This is a genomic window from Pseudomonas sp. TE31087, from assembly GCF_057284075.1.
In genome coordinates this window covers 2,181,363-2,198,367 of the sequence record NZ_JBXVNN010000001.1, presented here as the reverse complement: position 1 = coordinate 2,198,367, position 17,005 = coordinate 2,181,363, and the positions used below count along the sequence as shown (strand labels likewise).

Here is a 17,005-nt window from a genome sequence, read left to right as displayed (position 1 = left end):
ACGTCACTTTTTTATGAGCAAAACGCGGGCCGAAACTGGAGTGTAGGAGACGAAATGCGAGAAAAGTGACCCGTTGGTCATTTTTCTCGAGGACGTTTGCCCGCGCAAACGTTGGCGAGTTGTTGCAAAATATGAGGGTCGCAGCACAACGCAACGGGTTCGACCCGCGACGGGCGCGATACGGCAACAGGAAAGGGCGTCAGCGAGAGGGTGGGAGCCAGGGTGCTCCCACACGGGACGGGTGAATCAGAGACCGGCGGCCTTGCCTTGCACGCGGGCCTGCTCCAGCAGCAGGTTCAGTTGGGCGACCTGCTGGCGCAGCTGGTCACGTTCGTCCTTCAACTGGCGCAGCTCGTCGCGGCGCACGGTGACGTAGAGGGTCTGGGTGGGAGTGGCTGGCATCAGGGTACCCATGGCACACCTCGCATGGCTGGTGACAATTTGAAGCGTAGTCGCTTCGCGCGGCGCGCATTCTGAATTCTTCGCAGGCCCTTGGGAACTTTTTTGTTTATCGTTGTCGCCCCGTTCGTCGGTGAACCCTACGCCAGAACGCTGGACTAATCTGAAATCGTCAATTGTTGTAAAGCAAAACCAACGGGAGCGTCGTCACATGCAACTGGGAATCATCGGGCTTGGCCGCATGGGCGGCAATATCGCAAGGCGCCTGATGCGCGCAGGTCACAGCACTGTGGTCCACGATCGCAACCGCGAAGCCATCACCACCCTGGAAGGCGAAGGTGCCGTGGGCGCCCACGACCTGGGTGCGCTGGTGCAGAAACTCAAGGCGCCGCGGGCAGTGTGGGTCATGCTGCCGGCGGGCGAAATCACCGAGCAGACCATCGCCCAGCTGGCCGACCTGCTCGAGCCGGGCGACGCCATCATCGATGGCGGCAACACCTTCTACAAGGACGACGTGCGCCGCGCCGCCGAGCTGGGCAAGCGTGGCCTGCACTACCTCGACGTCGGCACCTCCGGCGGCGTGTGGGGCCTGGACCGTGGCTACTGCATGATGATCGGCGGCGAGAAGGCGGTGTTCGAGCGCCTGGAGCCGCTGTTCAAGGCCCTCGCCCCGGGCGTCGGCGACATTCCGCGCACCCAGGGCCGCAGCGGCGAGCACGAGCGCGCCGAGCACGGCTACATCCACGCCGGCCCGCCCGGTGCCGGCCACTACGTGAAGATGGTGCACAACGGCATCGAGTACGGCCTGATGCAGGCCTACGCCGAAGGCTTCGACCTGCTGCGCAGCAAGGGTGGCCCGGAACTGCCGGAGGACCAGCGCTTCGACCTGAATGTGGCCGAGATCGCCGAAGTGTGGCGCCGCGGCAGCGTGGTCACCTCCTGGCTGCTGGACCTGACCGCCGACGCGCTGGTCGCCGACCCGCAACTGACCGAATTCAGCGGCTCGGTGTCCGACAGCGGCGAAGGCCGCTGGACCATCGACGCCGCCGTCGAGCAAGCGGTGCCGGTGCCGGTGCTGTCCAGCGCGCTGTTCGCCCGTTTCCGCTCGCGCCAGCAGCAGGGCACCTACGGTGACAAGATCCTTTCCGCCATGCGCCTGGGCTTTGGCGGCCACGTCGAGAAGAAGAAGGACTGAATGAGCAAATCGACCATCCCCGCTGCGCCGCCGTGCACCCTGTTCCTGTTCGGCGCCAGCGGCGACCTGGTCAAGCGCCTGCTGATGCCGGCGCTGTACAACCTCAGCCGTGACGGCCTGCTCGATCGCAACATGCGCATCGTCGGGGTCGACCACAACGCCGCCACGGCCGAGGCGTTCGCCGAGCGCCTGCGTGCCTTCATGGCCGAGCGCGACGCTGGCAAGTGCCTGGACGAAAAACTTTGGGCACGCCTGGCCAAGCGCCTGGACTACCAGACCGGCGATTTCCTCGATCCCCAGACCTACCAGGCCCTGGCCCGGCGCATCGACAAGACGCGCCACGGCAACGCCATCTTCTACCTGGCCACCTCGCCACGTTTCTTCCCCGAGGTGGCCCAGCGCCTGGGCGATGCCGGCCTGCTCGACGAGTCGGGCGGGGGCTTTCGCCGGGTGGTGGTGGAAAAGCCCTTCGGCACTGACCTGGCCAGCGCCGAGGCGCTCAACGCCCGCCTGCTCAAGGTGATGAACGAGCGGCAGATCTACCGCATCGACCATTACCTGGGCAAGGAGACCGTCCAGAACATCCTGGTCAGCCGTTTCTCCAACGGCCTGTTCGAATCGTTCTGGAACAATCATTACATCGACCACGTGCAGATCACCGCCGCCGAGACCGTCGGCGTCGAGACGCGCGGGGCGTTCTACGACAACACCGGCGCCCTGCGCGACATGGTGCCCAACCACCTGTTCCAGCTGCTGGCCATGGTCGCCATGGAGCCGCCGGCGGCCTTCGGCGCCGACGCCGTGCGCGGTGAAAAGGCCAAGGTGATCGGCGCCATCCGCCCCTGGTCGCAGAAGATGGCCCTGCGCAATTCCGTGCGTGGCCAGTACCGCGCCGGCAAGCAGGGCCGCAAGCAGCTGCCCGGCTACCGCGAGGAGGCCAACGTCGCCGCGCACAGCCAGACCGAGACCTACGTCGCCCTCAAGGTGATGATCGACAACTGGCGCTGGGCCGGGGTGCCGTTCTACCTGCGCACCGGCAAGCGCATGAGCGTGCGCGATACCGAGATCGCCATCTGCTTCAAGCCGGCGCCCTACGCGCAGTTTCGCGAAAGCGAGCTGGAGCGGCCCAAGCCCAACTACCTGAAGATCCAGATCCAGCCCAACGAAGGCATGTGGTTTGACCTGCAGGCCAAGCGCCCGGGGCCGGAGCTGGTGATGGAGAATGTCGAGATGGGCTTCGCCTACAAGGACTTCTTCAAGATGACCCCGGCGACCGGTTACGAGACGCTGATCTACGACTGCCTCACCGGTGACCAGACCCTGTTCCAGCGTGCCGACAACATCGAGAACGGCTGGCGCGCGGTGCAACCGTTCCTCGATGCCTGGGCGGCCGAGGGCGGCGAAGTGCACGGGTATGCGGCGGGGGAGGATGGCCCCGAGGCCGGCGACGAGCTGCTGGCGCGGGACAAGCGCGAGTGGCACACGCTGGGGTGATGACGCCAGCGGGGATAGCGACCTGCCGCCGTTGCAGCACGGCGGCAGGTCTTCAGAGCAGCCCTACAAGGTAAACGACAGCGCCGAGAACACCATCCCGCCACTGCCCGCCCAGCCCATGCAGAACTGGCCTGGCTCGGCTTCGCCGCGGCTCATGGCATCAAAGATGCCGAAGGGAATCGACGCGGTAATGATGTTGCCGGTCTTGTGTCCGACGTGATGCAACTTGTGATCGACGCCGATCATCTGGCCAATGTGTTCCCACATCTTTGGCGAGCCGGTATGGATGAACACCTTGTGCACGTCGTCCGCGGTGAGTTTCTGCAGGTTGAAGACTTTGATCGCTTCGTTGCGCCCGTCTTCGTGCAGGGCGGCGGCATAGGAGTTGAACTGGTACTGGCCACCGGTAGGCTCGATCTTGGCGATATCGTCCTCGTTGCAGAACAGCTTCCAGTCCGGCAAGGAGATCGTCGACAAGTCACTCAGGTCGGGCCTATTGATATAGGAGAACTTGAAGTTCCCCGGTGCCTCGTTACTCAGGATGGTGACGACGGCGGCCTCGCCAATGGTAAAGCTCGGGAACTTGTAGGCCAGTTCGGCCGGCGACTGCAACGAGAAGTTCTTGGGCATAACCGGCCCGCCCTCCGACATGCCGAACTCCATGTTGACGATGGCGGCGTAGCGGATTTCACCGGCTTGCATCTTGCTGTTGATGACGTCCATGGCCGTCACCCAGCCGTTGCAGGCGTCGACCACATCGAAGTTGCGGCAGTTCAGGCCCAGCGCCTTGGCGATGAAGGTACTGTTGGCCGGCTCGATAAAGCCGCGGGTGACGTTGGGATAGATCAGCAGGTCCAGGTCGGCCTTGCTGATATTGGCCTGGGCCAGCGCCGCGTCGAACGCTGTTTCCATGAGTGCCATCGGCGTCTCGTCATCTGCCAGCCAATGGCGGGTGTCGCTGCCGCTTTTTTCCAGCAACTTGCCGATGGTCTTCAAGGTTTTCGGCAAGTCCTCCTGGAAGGTGTCCCTGGAGTGTTGTTCGACCAGGTTGATGACGTCCTGGTTGGTGACTTGGCGTGACGGCAGTATTGCGGAAAGTCCGACGATCTTCATATAACGTCCTTGTTGAGGGGATTGATCCCGCGCGGTATGTGCGCATGAGTGGAGGCGTGCTCATCCTTGTAAGCAGCCATTGGCCTGATGCCTGTCAGTCAAGCGAAAGGGGGCCGCTCTGCGGCCTTTCGCCGGCAAGCCGGCTCCCACAGGGCGCGTGCATTCCCTGAGCCTGCGCTGTATCCATGGGAGCCGGCTTGCCGGCGATGGGCTGCGAAGCAGCCCCGGTGACGCCTACTGACCGGCCTATTTCTAGCACAGGGCATTTGCGAACCCATGTCGTGGATCAATGTTCCTGCGTCTCGCCAGCGGCACAGTCCAAGTGTTGAGCGTGGCGTGGGAGCGGGCCTTCGATGAGCGTCGGGCGGCAGAGGGTTGCCTCTGCAACGCCCCCGGAGGCTTAGCGTTCGACACTGCCATGGGATGCGCTTGCAACCAGACGCGCTCCGCAGGCGGTCTTCATGCCATCGAGCGCGACGGGGATGCCATTGATGCGGTAGGTGCTGCTGCCTTCGATGATTGGGAACTCGCCTTTGCAGAGCGGGCATAGAACAAGGTTGCCTTTGCCTGCTATTGGCTTGCCATTGAGGTTCGTGTGTGAAATAGATTCGATAACCTTTCCTCCATGGTCAGTTGTATCCCCCAGTCTCACGATATTTGTCATTGTCGAAGGTCTCTTTGGAGAGGATTAATAATCAGCTACGATTATCGTGCTGAATTCGTTCTCTAAAACTAAAATTTGGCTGATCAGTTGTAGGTCGTTAAATTTTTTGAACTCTGGGAACGAGTCGTATTCGCCGAATTCTTTTTCTGATATCAAATGACCTTTATGGATGACCATTCGAAGATCTGGCCTGATCTTTGAGACCTGCTTTTTGGGACCGGGCCAAGCGGAGTCTGTATCATTAAAAGGAATATTTCCAATTTGCGGCCATTCGTTTTTTTCAATGGCCGTTCGGAATGATAAGCAGTCTGTGTGGGTGTCGGTATTTTTTATGTCGCTGATTTTAATGAGGCCACCTATAGATATTATTGGCAAAATTGCGATATTAGGCTCGATGTACATTCGCACGTAGCCAAATTTTGTCTTTCCTTCATTTAAAGGCACTGCGTAAATGTCGCCTGGGGCTGGCTTCTTTTTGATAGGCTTTTTCATCTTCTCAATTGCCTTTCTGCGCATTTTATATAGGTCGGTTTGTTTCTATTTCGGCCCCCTATGGGATTGTTCTTGATGGCGCTCAGGCGGAACTGGTTGCCGTAGCACTGGTAGTTCTCCAGGCTTTCATGGCCGCGAAGCAGGGCAGGCTTGGAGCGGAGGCCACAGACATACTGCTTGGATGTCTGTTGTTCGTTTACCCCACTTGGGCTGGTTGGCTCAGCAATGGACGCTGCCATGTGATGCGCTGGCGATCAGGCTGGCGCCGCACGCGGTCTTCATGCCGTTGAGTGCAACGGGGATGCCATTCACGCGGTAGGTGTCGCTGCCTTCCATGATTGGGAACTCGCCCTTGCATAAAGGGCAGAAGAGCATGTTGCCCTTGCCGACCATTGGTTTGCCGTTGAGGTTTGTATGCGGGATACCTTCAACTACGTACCCTCCATGATCTGTTTTATCGCCAAGGCGAACGATGTGGCTCATAATATTTCCCATTTTAGGAAGTTTGTATTTTTAAGAGTCCGGCTTCAATGCCGTTCTCAGAGACGTTTGGAGATAAAAGCAGGTAGCTCATGCCTCCTGCAAATAGACCTCTGTGGTCTGGGAATAGCGCGTCTAGATCGTATTCATCGATTTGCATAAAGAAAACCAATCCGTTGCTCTCGTCGTCTTGTATCCAGCATGGTATTCCCCCTACTTTCGATATCCCATTTTCACTGCTGTCTTGTTCGTTTGTCTCCTCCGTCCCAATGGGGATTTTTTTGAGGGGGAAGGGGTGTTCACTTCTTTCAGTGTTCGCGACTGTGTAGGCAATAGCAATGCCATTTTCATTCATTGCTTTATGGATGTGATTTAGAGGGTTAATGTCGAAGGGGGTGAATACAGAGATGGTAAGCTCGTGATTTACTGAGATCTCATGACTATTATCATTAACAAAGCTTGCGGGTAGGCTGATTAGGTGCATTAGTGGGCAGCCTTGTGAGTCATGCGGCCATGCTATATTTTTGGGCAGGCGCGGACTTCCCCCTAGGAAGGCCTCATCTTTTTTTGGAGGGACTGAGAATGTTAGTTTCTTCAAATTTATAAACTCCTATGGGCAGAAACAATTGCAATTTATGAATTGATTGGCTTGAACCCTAAGTCTTCTTGCCTGTGATGCTGGCACGCCTGCTTGCCTAAGAGCGCCTTGCCAAACATCCATTTGTCGTTTGCTGGGTGTGCCAGAACTGTTGAAGTCGAATTGATTGACTCCTAAGTTTAAGTGCTTTTCAGCCAGCGCGGACTCATTTCTGTGTGCGGCTGTATGCATGGAGCGTGGAATGGCAATCGAGGGGTTGTTGGGGTTTCGCGCAGCGGAAGACGTTACTCCCATCTGCCGGAGTGCTTGGTGTCGTATGAATTCATGTGCATCTAAGCTGTCTCCTTCATGGCCTTGTCCAGTAAGGTCCGCATATCTCCCCTGCTGACAATTCCGCGCTAGTCCTAATGGGTCAATCCACTCGGTAGGATTTGGGGCGTAGTTGTATAAATTAATCCCGCCTATGAATCCAATTGGATCCTTGGTGATGTATCTGCCTGTGTTGGGGTTGTAGTATCGATGGTGGTTGTAGTGCAGGCCTGTTTCGATGTCAAAATATTGTCCTTGGAAACGCCATTGGCTATTGTACATCTCGCCGTTAGAGCTGTTGCCAAGATTTGTATTTGTTTGCCCCCAGGCCTTGTGGTCGCTGCTCCAAGCGATGTGTCCAAAATCATTGGTGAGTTCTCTAGGTGTTCCAAGGTGATCGCATTGATACCAGTCAACCTTCTCAATAGATCTCGGTGCCGCTTGCTGTTGCCAGACCGGGTCGCGATCGATGTCATACGGAAACTCATACCTCGGTTGATACAGCATTTCCTCAATATGATTCATCACGCCTTGCGCGACCGGAACGAAGGTCCCAGGCTGAAACACATAGTGCGTAGTCCGCCCCTTGCCATCCCGACCGCGCTGCTCAAACGCCAGCGTGTCGCCGTCCCAGATGAACAACGTCAGATCGCAGCCCAGCTTTTCATCCAGCGCACGCCGCGCGTTCTCGTTCCAGACCGTCCCTGCCTGTACCCGATTGCGGTACTTCGAGCGCGAATCCTTGTACACACGGCGACCTAACGCGTCGTAGCCAAACTCGACAATCAGCCGGTCATCTTCGTACCGCCGCAGCCGGTCATAGAGGTCCCAGGTGAACTTGCCGGTCTTGCCGTTCTCAATCCGCTCCAGCAGGTTGCCGCGTTCGTCATACCGGTACTGCGCGCCGCAGTAGCTGCGCAGCACGTTATCCATCAGCTTGCGTGGCGAGTGCGGATTGGGCCCCGGTGGTGCCTCGGGGTCCAGCAGGTTGCTGGCCGGGTCGAAGGCGAACGTCTCTTTCTCGTAGTTGCGGCTGGCTTCCAGCAAGCGACCCACCGGGTCATAGCGATAGTGCAGATTGCCGCGGTTCAGGTCTTTGATGTGGTGTAACTGACCCGCTTCGTCGTAGTGATAGCTGCGCGCCGCGATGCGTTTGGACTCTCCTAGCCTGGCCAGTGTCTGCTCCAGCAACTGGCCATTCGGGCTCCAGGTTTGTCGCTGGACCAGGCCATTGCCTTGCACGCGGCCGATCTCCCGGTGCAGGTCATCACGCTCGTAGCTGATCAGCTCCTGGTCATCGAGTTTGAGCGCGAGCAGGTGGCCACTGCCGTAGGTCAGCCAGCTGACCCGGTGGCCATCGGGGCGTGTGGTGGCGATGCGTTGGTTGAGGGCATCGTACTCGTGCCTGAACACGGCAACCTGTGGCTTGACCAGGTAATCCAGCCACTGATGCTCGCGCGTATTGTTGCCTGCCGCGTCGTAGAACCAGTGCAGCCGGCAGATACCGTTGTTGGCCGCCAGCAGGTTGCCATTGCCATCGTAGGCAAAGGTTTCAACCTCCCACTTTTCACCGCCACGCCGTGCGGCCTTGCGCTGGATGAGCCGGCCCATGGGGTCGTATTCGAAATGGGTGGTCCTGTCGCCATCCACGCGGCGGGTGGGCAGGTTGCTGCCGTTGTCGTAGAGGTAGTGGGTGGTTTCCTTGTCGAAGCCGGTTTCCTTCAGCAGGCGACCTGCGGGGTCGTACTTGAAACTGGCTTCGCTGTTGTTCTCGTTGTGCAGGCGTACGAGCTGGCCGAGCTTGTCCCAGTGGTAGGTGAGGGTGGTGTCGTTGGCGTTGAGGCGTTGGTAGATCAACCCGGCTTCGTTGTAGGTCCATGCGGTGCGACGGTAAAGTGCATCGGTGTGGCTGAGCAGGCGGCCTTCGGCATCACGCTCGAAGCGTTCCATGGTCTTGTCGGGGTGGACTAGCGACACCAGCTGACCCGCTGCGTACTGGTATTCGGTCACCTCGCCGGCGGCGTTGATGAGCTTGGTCAGCTGCCCGAGCGCGTCGTACTTCCACTGCGTGGTCTTGCCTGAGCAATCGGTGTAGCTCGTCAGCTGCCCGTCACGGTTATACGCCAGCTTCTTCTCACCGCCATTGGCATCGGTGATGGCAATGGGCAGGTTGTCGCTGTTGTAGGTGTAGCGGGTCTTGTTCTCCAGCGGGTCCTGGGTTTCGATGATGTTGCCGCGCTGGTCGTAGTCGTACCGCCACAAGCCGCCCTCGGCATCGCGGGTCTTGAAGCGCTGGTCCAGATCGTCATAGGCATGGTGGATCGATGAACCGTCCGGGCGGGTGTGCTGGAGCAGGTTACCGCGCTCGTCGTAGGCATAGACATCGCTGCTGCCATCGGTATGGATGTGCTGGGTGACGTTCTTGGCGGCATCGCGGTAAAGCCACTCCTCGTTCCTGTCGGGATGGATGATGCGATAGGGGTAGCCGAGAATGTCGCAGAAGTGCTGGGTTTCATGGCCGTTGGCATCCACGATGCGGGTCAGGCGGATGTTCGGGTCCCAGCTCAAGCGGGTGTCCAGGCTGCCATCGTCGCCCCACTCGCGCACCGCTTTGGCATCAGCGCCTTCGCCGAGCCATTCGAGGTTCATGCCCCGGCCGGTGCGGTCGGTGTAGCGCGTTATCAGGTGGTGCTTGTACTGGTAGGTCCATTCGGCGCCATGTTCGTCCCTGGCGCTGCACAGGTCGCCTTGGGGGTCATGGGTATAGGACGCCAGCTGGCGTTGCGGCTGGCCTTCGTGCATCAGCCACAGCGCGATGATGCGGCCCTGGTCATCAACCTGCGTGTGAATATGCTGGTGCGGTGTGTCGTGTTGGTAGGTCACCAGGTCGGAGAGGACGGCAATGTCGGCCACGCGATGTTCGTAGTGCAGGGCAATGCTGGAACCACCCTTGTTCCTGATGGCGCTCAGGCGGAACTGGTTGCCGTAGCGCTGGTAGATCTCCTGGCTTTCATGACCGCGAAGCAGGGCAAGGGTGTCTTTGGCGATGCGAGCGATAACCACGTTCTCGATGGCATCGTAGTGGCTGGCGTTGAGCTTCGGCAGTGAGTACGTTTGACTGCGGCCGTCAGTGCCATGGTAGGTGAGCTGGTCGTCGTTGAGATCGAAGCGAGCAGCGAACGGCGTGATCCAGCGCGCGCCATATGGCCCGGTATCAAATGCTGCAAGCGAAGAACGGTAGGTGCGGTTCCACTCGATGGGGAAGACGCCGTGCAGTTGGAAATCGGTATGCACGATCGTTTCGCTGCCCGTGGCGAAACTGATGCTGCAGTTGGTACCCGCTTTTGCCCCGCGCTTTTTGCAGTTCGGGTCTGCCTTGGTTGCCCGCTGGCCAGGCGCCGCCTCGGTGGCCTGGCGCCCCTGCACGCTGCGGCTTTGGCTGGTTGAGCCAGGTGCGATGTTGCTTCGTCTCGGTGTGTTCGCTCTTCTGCTCAATGCCAGGCTGAGCACGCTCAGGATAGAGGCGATGCTGCCTGGGTCCGCCTTGTTACCGATGGCAACGATCTTGTCACCGGCCATCCGGCCGATGCTTTCGAGGCTTTGCGCGACAGGTTCAAGCAGGGCGCGTAGCTTTTCGCTTTCTCCGAAGCCCAGTTCATTTTTGCTGAAGCCAAACCCGGTCTTTCGTTTGAAGTAGTCAGAGGCTTCTGCCACCAACCGTATACCTGGGAACAGGGCCGTCAGGGCAACATCCTTCACCGTTCCATCTGCCACCGAGCGGATCAAGTCGGCGAGGAACCTGCACACCTCGACAATCTTCTCGGCAAAGCTGGTCAGAATGCTCTGCAGCCTGGATTCGATCTCGCCGATGAACGCTTCAAGCTCGCCCGGGCAAACATGGGCAAGTGCGCCTTCGATGGCTTTGAGAAGCGCTTGAGGAATGCCGTCCCTGGATGCGGTTCTCAGCGATTTCAGTGCTGGGCGCATGACCACCCGTGCGGGGCCGACGCCAGGGAGTGGTGCGAGCGCAAACAGATTGATACCCAAGCCTACCCAGTTGAACGGGTCAGCCCGATAGGCATCGTCACCCTTGGCCAGTTCGATGATGTCGCCAATGGCATCTGTCGCGGCAAAGATGGACCCGGCGACAGGTAGCATCTCGCCTACGGAAATAACGGTCCTCCAGTTGACGGTGTCTCCCGTGAGATCCGTGAGCCATTCAGCCAGCATCTCGGTCCCGACTTTTACGTCTTCTTCATCGAAGGTCTCTCTAGGGGCAACCACCCCGCTGCACCTACCCATGTTGGTTTGTCCTTGCAGTGGGGAGCGGGAGCTCTTTCGACGGGGCGGCAGTAGTGAGCGGTGTCTTCAGGGCGGATTGGAAGAAACGCTTGGCATCGTGAGCGTCCATCTCGCCTGATTGGATGAGTTGGCTCACAGCTTCCTGCATCGCCGCTGCGGGGCTGAGGGGCGTGCTTTGATCGGAAGGCTGTTGCGCAAAGGCTGCCGCGGAAACGGCTTTGGTCTGATCACGGCCAAACCGGACTAGTACTGGCCCCGATGCGAGTCCGGATATCGCGGCAAACCCATTCTCGTCCAAGGTGCCTTTGACGATCTGGCCCAGTGCATCCTCCTCAACCTCGTACTTGGCACCCTTGAATGCATGGTTGTTCGCGTAGTGCTGGAACAGTTCCAGGTTGCCATTGCCCGCTTTGATGTCTTCGGGAAACGCCGATGCCTGGCTTTTCGAGCCCTTGTAGATGAAGTCAGTCGCATGCGCGGTGTACGGCCCAGCGGTGGCGTGCACGATGCCGCTCGCGTTGTAGGTGGTGCTGCTGCCCCCGGCCTGGATCACCAGTTCCTCTTTGGCACTGAGGGTGATGCGCTCTGCCGTGACGCTGACCTTGAGCTTGGCCAGCAGGTTGATGTTGTCCTTCAGCGCGCGCAGGTCGATGTCGCCGGAGGCGGCCACCAGGCGCCAGCCCATGCTCTGCACGAACTGCCGTACGCCCCGGCTGGCACTGATCAGCAGGCGCTTGCCGATGGCCAGGCTGGTGTGGCCGCCGCTGCTCAGACCCAGGTGTTCACCGCTGGCGATATGGGTGCAGCCGGGCGTGCTGGTGGCGATCCCGGCCGGGCTGGCGATCACCAGCTGCGGCTCGGCCAGCTCGGGAAAGCGGTTGGCCTGTGGGTTGCCCGCCGCGCCGCGGATGGCGTCATGCTGCGCGGCTAGCGCCTGGCTCACTTCGTCCTGGTCGCCGGCGTCCTGTGCCTGGTGCTCGCGGGCTTCGCTGGCGAAGCTGTGGTGATATTCCTGCGCGGTCTTCAGGCGCTCGGCGGTTTCCGCAAGGTCGGTGTGATGCCCGCTGGCACGCGGGCGCGCTTCGCTGGTCAGCAGCAGCCCGCCACCGGCACGCACCACGCCGTGGCTGTCGCTGCGCAGCTCGAAGCCCTGGCCGCGGGGCTGGCCGCCGCCGTGGCGCGGGTGGGTCAGGTAGCCCAGGTGCAGGGCGCAGTGGTCATGGTCGCTCATCAGCGCGGCGCTGATCTGCCCGGTGGTGTCGTCCAGGCGCAGCTCGTTGTGGCGCTGGCCGTGGTGCTCCTTGCTGCGGATCGGGCTCACGGCCTTGAACTCGGGCAGGCGATACGGCGTGCGGTTGACGACGTGGTAGCTGCGCCCGGTGATCATCGGTTGGTCGGGGTCGCCGTCGAGAAAACTCACCAGCACTTCCTGGCCGACCCTGGGGATCGCCAGCTGCCCCCAGGTGGCGCCGGCCCAGCCCTGGGTCACCCGCACCCAGCACGAGCTGGCGTCGTTGTCCTGGCCGAGGCGGTCCCAGGGGAACTGCACGCGTACCCGGCCATGTTCGTCGCAGTAGATTTCCTCGCCGGGTGGGCCGACCACCTTGGCCATCTGCGGGCCTTCGATCAGCGGCTTGGGCCGGGCCGGGGCGTGCCAGTCGACCTGGGCCGGCACCAGCGTGGCTGTGAGGGTATAGGTGGTGCCTTGCTCGGCCTCGGCGGCATCCTCCTCCAGCACGGTGAACTGGCGGCCGGTGTGCTTGAGGTGTATCGGCCGCCAGAGGATGTTCATGTCCTCGCGGGCATGGCCGGACATCTGGAAGGCAATGCCGGGTTGCAGGCGCGCATCGTCGCCTTCGACCTCGGCGACACGGGCATCGCTGAACAGGGCGTCGACGCGGACCTGGGTGAATGGCCTGCCGCGGGTGTCGTGCTTGTAGCGGCCCGGGTAGTCGTAGCGCTCGTAGTCGTTGCCCTGGTTGCCCGTGTCTGGCACACGCTGGGTCTGCTCGAGGTTGTAGCGCGGGTGGGTGAAGGTGTAGTCGCGCTGCACCTGGCAGCTGCTGCGCACCTGTTCGCTGTAGCTGAACTGCCTGAGGCACGGCTGGGCGGCCTGGCCGCCTTCATTGGCGACGAACAGCACCGGCTCGCCCTCGAGGCGACCGAAGCCGTTGACGCGGTCGACCTGGACCACGCGGTGGCCGCCGGGCTCGTGCTCGAAGATCGAGACCAGGCCTTCCTCGGCCGAGAGGCGCCAGAAGAAGTCCAGGTCCAGGTCGCCGGCCTGGACGCAGAATTCGCGGTGCGCGTGCGGGTGTGCCAGGCGCTGGGCAAGCGAGCCCCACTGGCGTGCCTTGAACAGGTCCTCGAGGATTTCCGGCACCGAGCGGTGCTGGAAGATGCGCCAGTCCGACTGCAGGCCGGCGCGGGCCAGTTGCGGTTCGATGATGGCGCGGTAGCGGGTACGGCGATGGCCGGTCTTGCCCTGTTCGAAGCGGCTGATCAGGCCATGGATGTGGCGCACCGGCTGTTCCTGCTGCCAGATGGTCAGGGCGGCGGGCTGGTCGAGCAGGGTGGCGAAGTCTGCGTCGGCCGAGGCGCTGACCAGCTCGATGTCCAGGCGATACAGCTCGCTGACGCCTTCGGTGAATTCGAAGGCGACCACGTCGAAGGCGATCGTCGCGTCGGCGGGGGTGCTGAAGGTGAAACGGATATCGTGCAAGTTGCTCATGCGTACTCCTGCTGATCATTCCTTCGGGCAGGTTTGTGGTGTCCAGTGCAGTTGTTGGATAGGTGCGGTAAGTGCACGAAGGACCGTAGCGAGGAATCCGTTCCGTGTCGCCGAAGTTGCTTCCTAAAGGGCTGTAGGAAGTTTCTCTATAAAGGCCGCTTATATGTTTCTGGATAAGACACCAATGCCCGAGCTCGGGCGTTAGTGCGCCTTCTTTTATTTGAAGACATGCACCAAGGCGGGCGACGATTCATTCACAGGAATAACTGGCCCTCGAGGCCAGTGCTTTCAAGGGTTTGAAAATTGGTGTCTGGCTTGGACTCGTCGGGGCTGCCTTGCAGCCCTTTCGCGGCACAAGGCCGCCTCTACAGGGATCGCGGTAACCTGTAGGAGCGGCCTTGTGCCGCGAAAAGGTCGCAAAGCGACCCCGGCAATTCCAAGCCGGACATCAATTTTCAATACCTCGAAAGTGCCCCGCCTCAAGGCGGCAACATCGCCTCCAGCGACGCCAGTACCTGCCGGGTAATGCCGTCGAGCGTGCTGGCCAGGTACAGGTAGATTGCGCAGCAGCACACCCCAACCACCACCCACGGCGTCCACCAAGGGCACCTGGCGCTTCATTCGGTAGTGGCGGGGCGCGACATTCGCCAGCGGGTCGGTCAAGGGTTCGCACGGGCGCGCCACCCCGCGCTGGGCAACGATCTGCTCATGCAGCCGCTTGAGCCACAGGTCCAGCTCGTCATCGCCCCGGGTCTGGTTGGCGTACTTGCCCTGGTAACCCAGGGCCAGGCACCAGAACAGGAAGACAAACAGGTCGTGGCGCCCTTCGGGTGCTTCCAGCAGCCGTTCGAGGACGTTGAAGAAGCGCTCGCCGCCCCCGGTTTCCTGATGGATGGCGCCGAGCAATGACTGCGCCTTCCACGGCGAGTCGACGCCCCAGGGCGTGGCCATCACCGCCTCATCGACGACGCAGCACAGACAGTAGGAAAACACCACGGGATCACGGGCATCGTGGTGCTCGAGCCGACGCACCTGCTCGACCATCGTGTGGATCTGGTTCTTCACATAGGCGTAGAGCTGCTCGACGTGGTCGTAGCGCTCGGTGCCTTCCAGGCGAACGACCAGGCCAAGCAGGGGCGAGGCAATGTCGAGAAGCGGGTTGTTGGTGTTCGAGCAGGTGTCGAAACCCAGTTCGTCGACCGGGGGGAACAGTTCGCTGATCGGGGGAGACTCACGAACCGTTCGATTGTCCTTGTCATAGGACGTATGTGCGTTGACAGCCATACACGGACCTCCTGGTCACATCACCGGCTGCCGCCCGGTACGGGCGGGCCACAGCTGGCGGTTGTTGTTGCTGGCATTGGTGATCTGCAGCTGATGGAATGCATTGCCGCTGGCATACAACGCCATGAAGTGGGACAGCACATTGCCGAACAGCTGCAGCTCGCCCTCGCAGTCGAACCCTGCGGGGTCGATGTGCAGGGTGGTGCGCATGCCGCGCACGGGACGGCCCTTGATCAGCCAGTCACAGGGTTCGTTGGCTACCTGGCGGATGGCCTCCAGGCGCCTGGCGGTCCGGCGTTGCTGCTGCAGGTCATGCGGGGCGACAAGGTCGTAGGCGCGTAGCACCGAGGCAAGGGCGGCCGGGGAGGACAGCGACAGGTTGTTCAGGGCCAGGTTGGAGATCAGCGCCCAGTGCTGTTCGCCATGCCCGGCGCTTTGCAGCAATGGCGGGTAGCTGCGGGTGGGGCGGGTCAGGTTGCGATAGGTGACGAACGATGGGGTGTCCTGGGTCATGGCGTCGATCTGGCCAACGTCCAGTTGCCGGGCCAGGGCACCGTTGCTGCAGGTCAGGTCGATGCTCAGGGCTTCCAGCTGGCCGAGGTAGGGCGAGAGGTCGTGATGCACCAGGCGGATCTGGTGGCGCACCTGGTCGCTGATCGGATCCTGCTCGATATCCACCTTGAAGTAGCGGGGAGGGTCCTGTTCCGCCAGCGGAAATCTGGGCTCCAGGGATTCGTAAGGCTTGAAGTGCCTGCGCGGGGTCCTGGCGTTCTGCTGTCGGCTGCTGACCCGATCGACGCTGAAAATCTCCGGGTCGGGGCCGTTGCGACGGCTCACCCGCAGCGGCTCACAGATTTCCTCGCCGTTCAGGACGATGGGGTCGCCCGGGGTGCTGAACAGGTTGATGGCGGGGACGCAGTTGAGCAGGATCGACGTTCGGTCGATCCGCAGGTCGGCGGGGAAGGGGGCGTCGAAGCGCAGCTCCAGCTGGAGGTGTTGCGCCGGCTCATCGGGCCAATGGCCTGCCAGGCCGTCGATGCGAAAGCCAAGGAAGCGCTCGGGGAACAGGAAGTACTCCTGCAGGATGCGGTAGCCGTCCAGCTGCTCGCCCGGGCTGGGCAACAGCGACTCCTTCGGCTCGAAACCCACGAAGGCCACCGTCGGCGGCAGGGCAAGGCGCTGCTGGTTGACATGCAGGTAGAGCTTGTCGAGGTGCCGCGCCAGCCACAGGTACAAGCTCAACGCATGGCGCGTGTCGTCGGCCAGGTGAAAGCACAGGTGCTCGCAGCGCATGCGCCGCAGCGGCTGCTCGGACAACGCCTCCAGGTCGATGCGCAGCACCGGCGTATCGGTGCCGCGCTGTGCCGTGATGGCGCTGATCCGCAGCGGTGCCAAGGCCAGCTCCGAGCAGGTGCGGAATTCGCAGCTCACGCCTTCGACCGGCCGGGAGAACACCGACGTGCCCCTGGCCAGCACCTGGGTCTCGCTCAAGGCGTGTTCGATGGGCTGGAACTGCATCAGCGTGAGGCTGGGCAAGGGCCGCAGGACATTGGGGTAGACCCGCTGCAGCAGCGGATGGGTGATCTCGGGCAGGTGGTCCTCGACCTTCATCGCCTGCCGTGCGGTCAGGAATGCGAAGCCTTCCATCAGGTGCTCGACATCCGCCGCCGAGCTGTTGGCACCGAGGAACGGGGCCAGCCGTGGCTCGTCCTCGACGAAATCGTCGCCCAGCTCGCGGAGGGTTGCCTTCTCGTGCATGAACCAGTCTTTAAACTTCATGTTTATTGTTTTGAGGCTCTATCTGGAGGTTTGTTTAAAAAGTTGAGTGGTTGTGAATTAAGTTTGTAGGAGGTTTCCGATAGTTGCTGTTCTGCAAGCGCGCGGTGAAAATGACTGTGCATATTTTCTATTGCAAGTAAGTGCGACATGTCTGCATAAAAAATG

At 60.9% G+C, this 17,005-nt stretch carries 12 protein-coding genes; 2 read left to right on the top strand and 10 right to left on the bottom strand.

Annotated features, from left to right (window positions below):
* Window positions 1–246: 246 nt before the first annotated feature.
* Window positions 247–414 carry a DUF6026 family protein gene (locus tag ACZ899_RS09790; RefSeq protein WP_220037411.1) on the bottom strand — a complete coding sequence of 56 codons (168 nt, stop codon included), beginning with the start codon at window positions 412–414 and terminating at the stop codon, window positions 247–249.
* Between the two features lie 160 nt (window positions 415–574).
* Between ACZ899_RS09790 and gnd the strand changes: the two genes are divergently transcribed.
* The gene (gnd, locus tag ACZ899_RS09785) at window positions 575–1,594 is read left to right on the top strand and encodes a phosphogluconate dehydrogenase (NAD(+)-dependent, decarboxylating) (RefSeq protein ID WP_256206016.1); all 1,020 of its coding nucleotides are present in this window, start codon (window positions 575–577) and stop codon (window positions 1,592–1,594) included.
* Complete coding sequence (gene zwf, locus ACZ899_RS09780) at window positions 1,595–3,088, top strand: glucose-6-phosphate dehydrogenase (RefSeq protein WP_234562047.1); 1,494 nt, start codon at window positions 1,595–1,597, stop codon at window positions 3,086–3,088.
* A gap of 63 nt (window positions 3,089–3,151) precedes the next feature.
* Here the strand turns inward: zwf and ACZ899_RS09775 are convergent, their stop codons facing one another.
* The 9 genes from ACZ899_RS09775 to tssF all read right to left on the bottom strand — a co-directional run bounded on the left by ACZ899_RS09775 (window position 3,152) and on the right by tssF (window position 16,840).
* A complete protein-coding gene (locus ACZ899_RS09775) occupies window positions 3,152–4,201 on the bottom strand; it encodes a 3-oxoacyl-[acyl-carrier-protein] synthase III C-terminal domain-containing protein (RefSeq protein ID WP_234562049.1) in 1,050 nt (349 codons plus the stop codon).
* Window positions 4,202–4,601: 400 nt separating this feature from the next.
* Window positions 4,602–4,865, bottom strand: coding sequence for a PAAR domain-containing protein (locus ACZ899_RS09770; protein WP_234562051.1), 264 nt, complete (start codon window positions 4,863–4,865; stop codon window positions 4,602–4,604).
* Window positions 4,866–4,889: 24 nt separating this feature from the next.
* A complete protein-coding gene (locus tag ACZ899_RS09765) occupies window positions 4,890–5,357 on the bottom strand; it encodes an Imm26 family immunity protein (RefSeq protein WP_234562055.1) in 468 nt (155 codons plus the stop codon).
* Between the two features lie 219 nt (window positions 5,358–5,576).
* The gene (locus ACZ899_RS09760) at window positions 5,577–5,840 is read right to left on the bottom strand and encodes a PAAR domain-containing protein (RefSeq protein WP_234562057.1); all 264 of its coding nucleotides are present in this window, start codon (window positions 5,838–5,840) and stop codon (window positions 5,577–5,579) included.
* A gap of 13 nt (window positions 5,841–5,853) precedes the next feature.
* The gene (locus ACZ899_RS09755; RefSeq protein WP_234562059.1) at window positions 5,854–6,435 is read right to left on the bottom strand and encodes a hypothetical protein; all 582 of its coding nucleotides are present in this window, start codon (window positions 6,433–6,435) and stop codon (window positions 5,854–5,856) included.
* 12 nt (window positions 6,436–6,447) lie between these two features.
* Window positions 6,448–10,974 carry an RHS repeat-associated core domain-containing protein gene (locus ACZ899_RS09750; RefSeq protein ID WP_326491854.1) on the bottom strand — a complete coding sequence of 1,509 codons (4,527 nt, stop codon included), beginning with the start codon at window positions 10,972–10,974 and terminating at the stop codon, window positions 6,448–6,450.
* Between the two features lie 64 nt (window positions 10,975–11,038).
* A complete protein-coding gene (locus tag ACZ899_RS09745) occupies window positions 11,039–13,777 on the bottom strand; it encodes a type VI secretion system Vgr family protein (RefSeq protein ID WP_485627595.1) in 2,739 nt (912 codons plus the stop codon).
* 288 nt (window positions 13,778–14,065) lie between these two features.
* Window positions 14,066–15,061 (bottom strand): type IVB secretion system protein IcmH/DotU, encoded by a 996-nt coding sequence (icmH, locus tag ACZ899_RS09740; RefSeq protein WP_485627594.1) that lies wholly within the window; start codon window positions 15,059–15,061, stop codon window positions 14,066–14,068.
* Window positions 15,062–15,076: 15 nt separating this feature from the next.
* Window positions 15,077–16,840: a type VI secretion system baseplate subunit TssF gene (tssF, locus tag ACZ899_RS09735; RefSeq protein ID WP_267967196.1), complete on the bottom strand. Its 1,764-nt coding sequence runs from the start codon at window positions 16,838–16,840 to the stop codon at window positions 15,077–15,079.
* Between the last annotated feature and the right edge of the window lie 165 nt (window positions 16,841–17,005).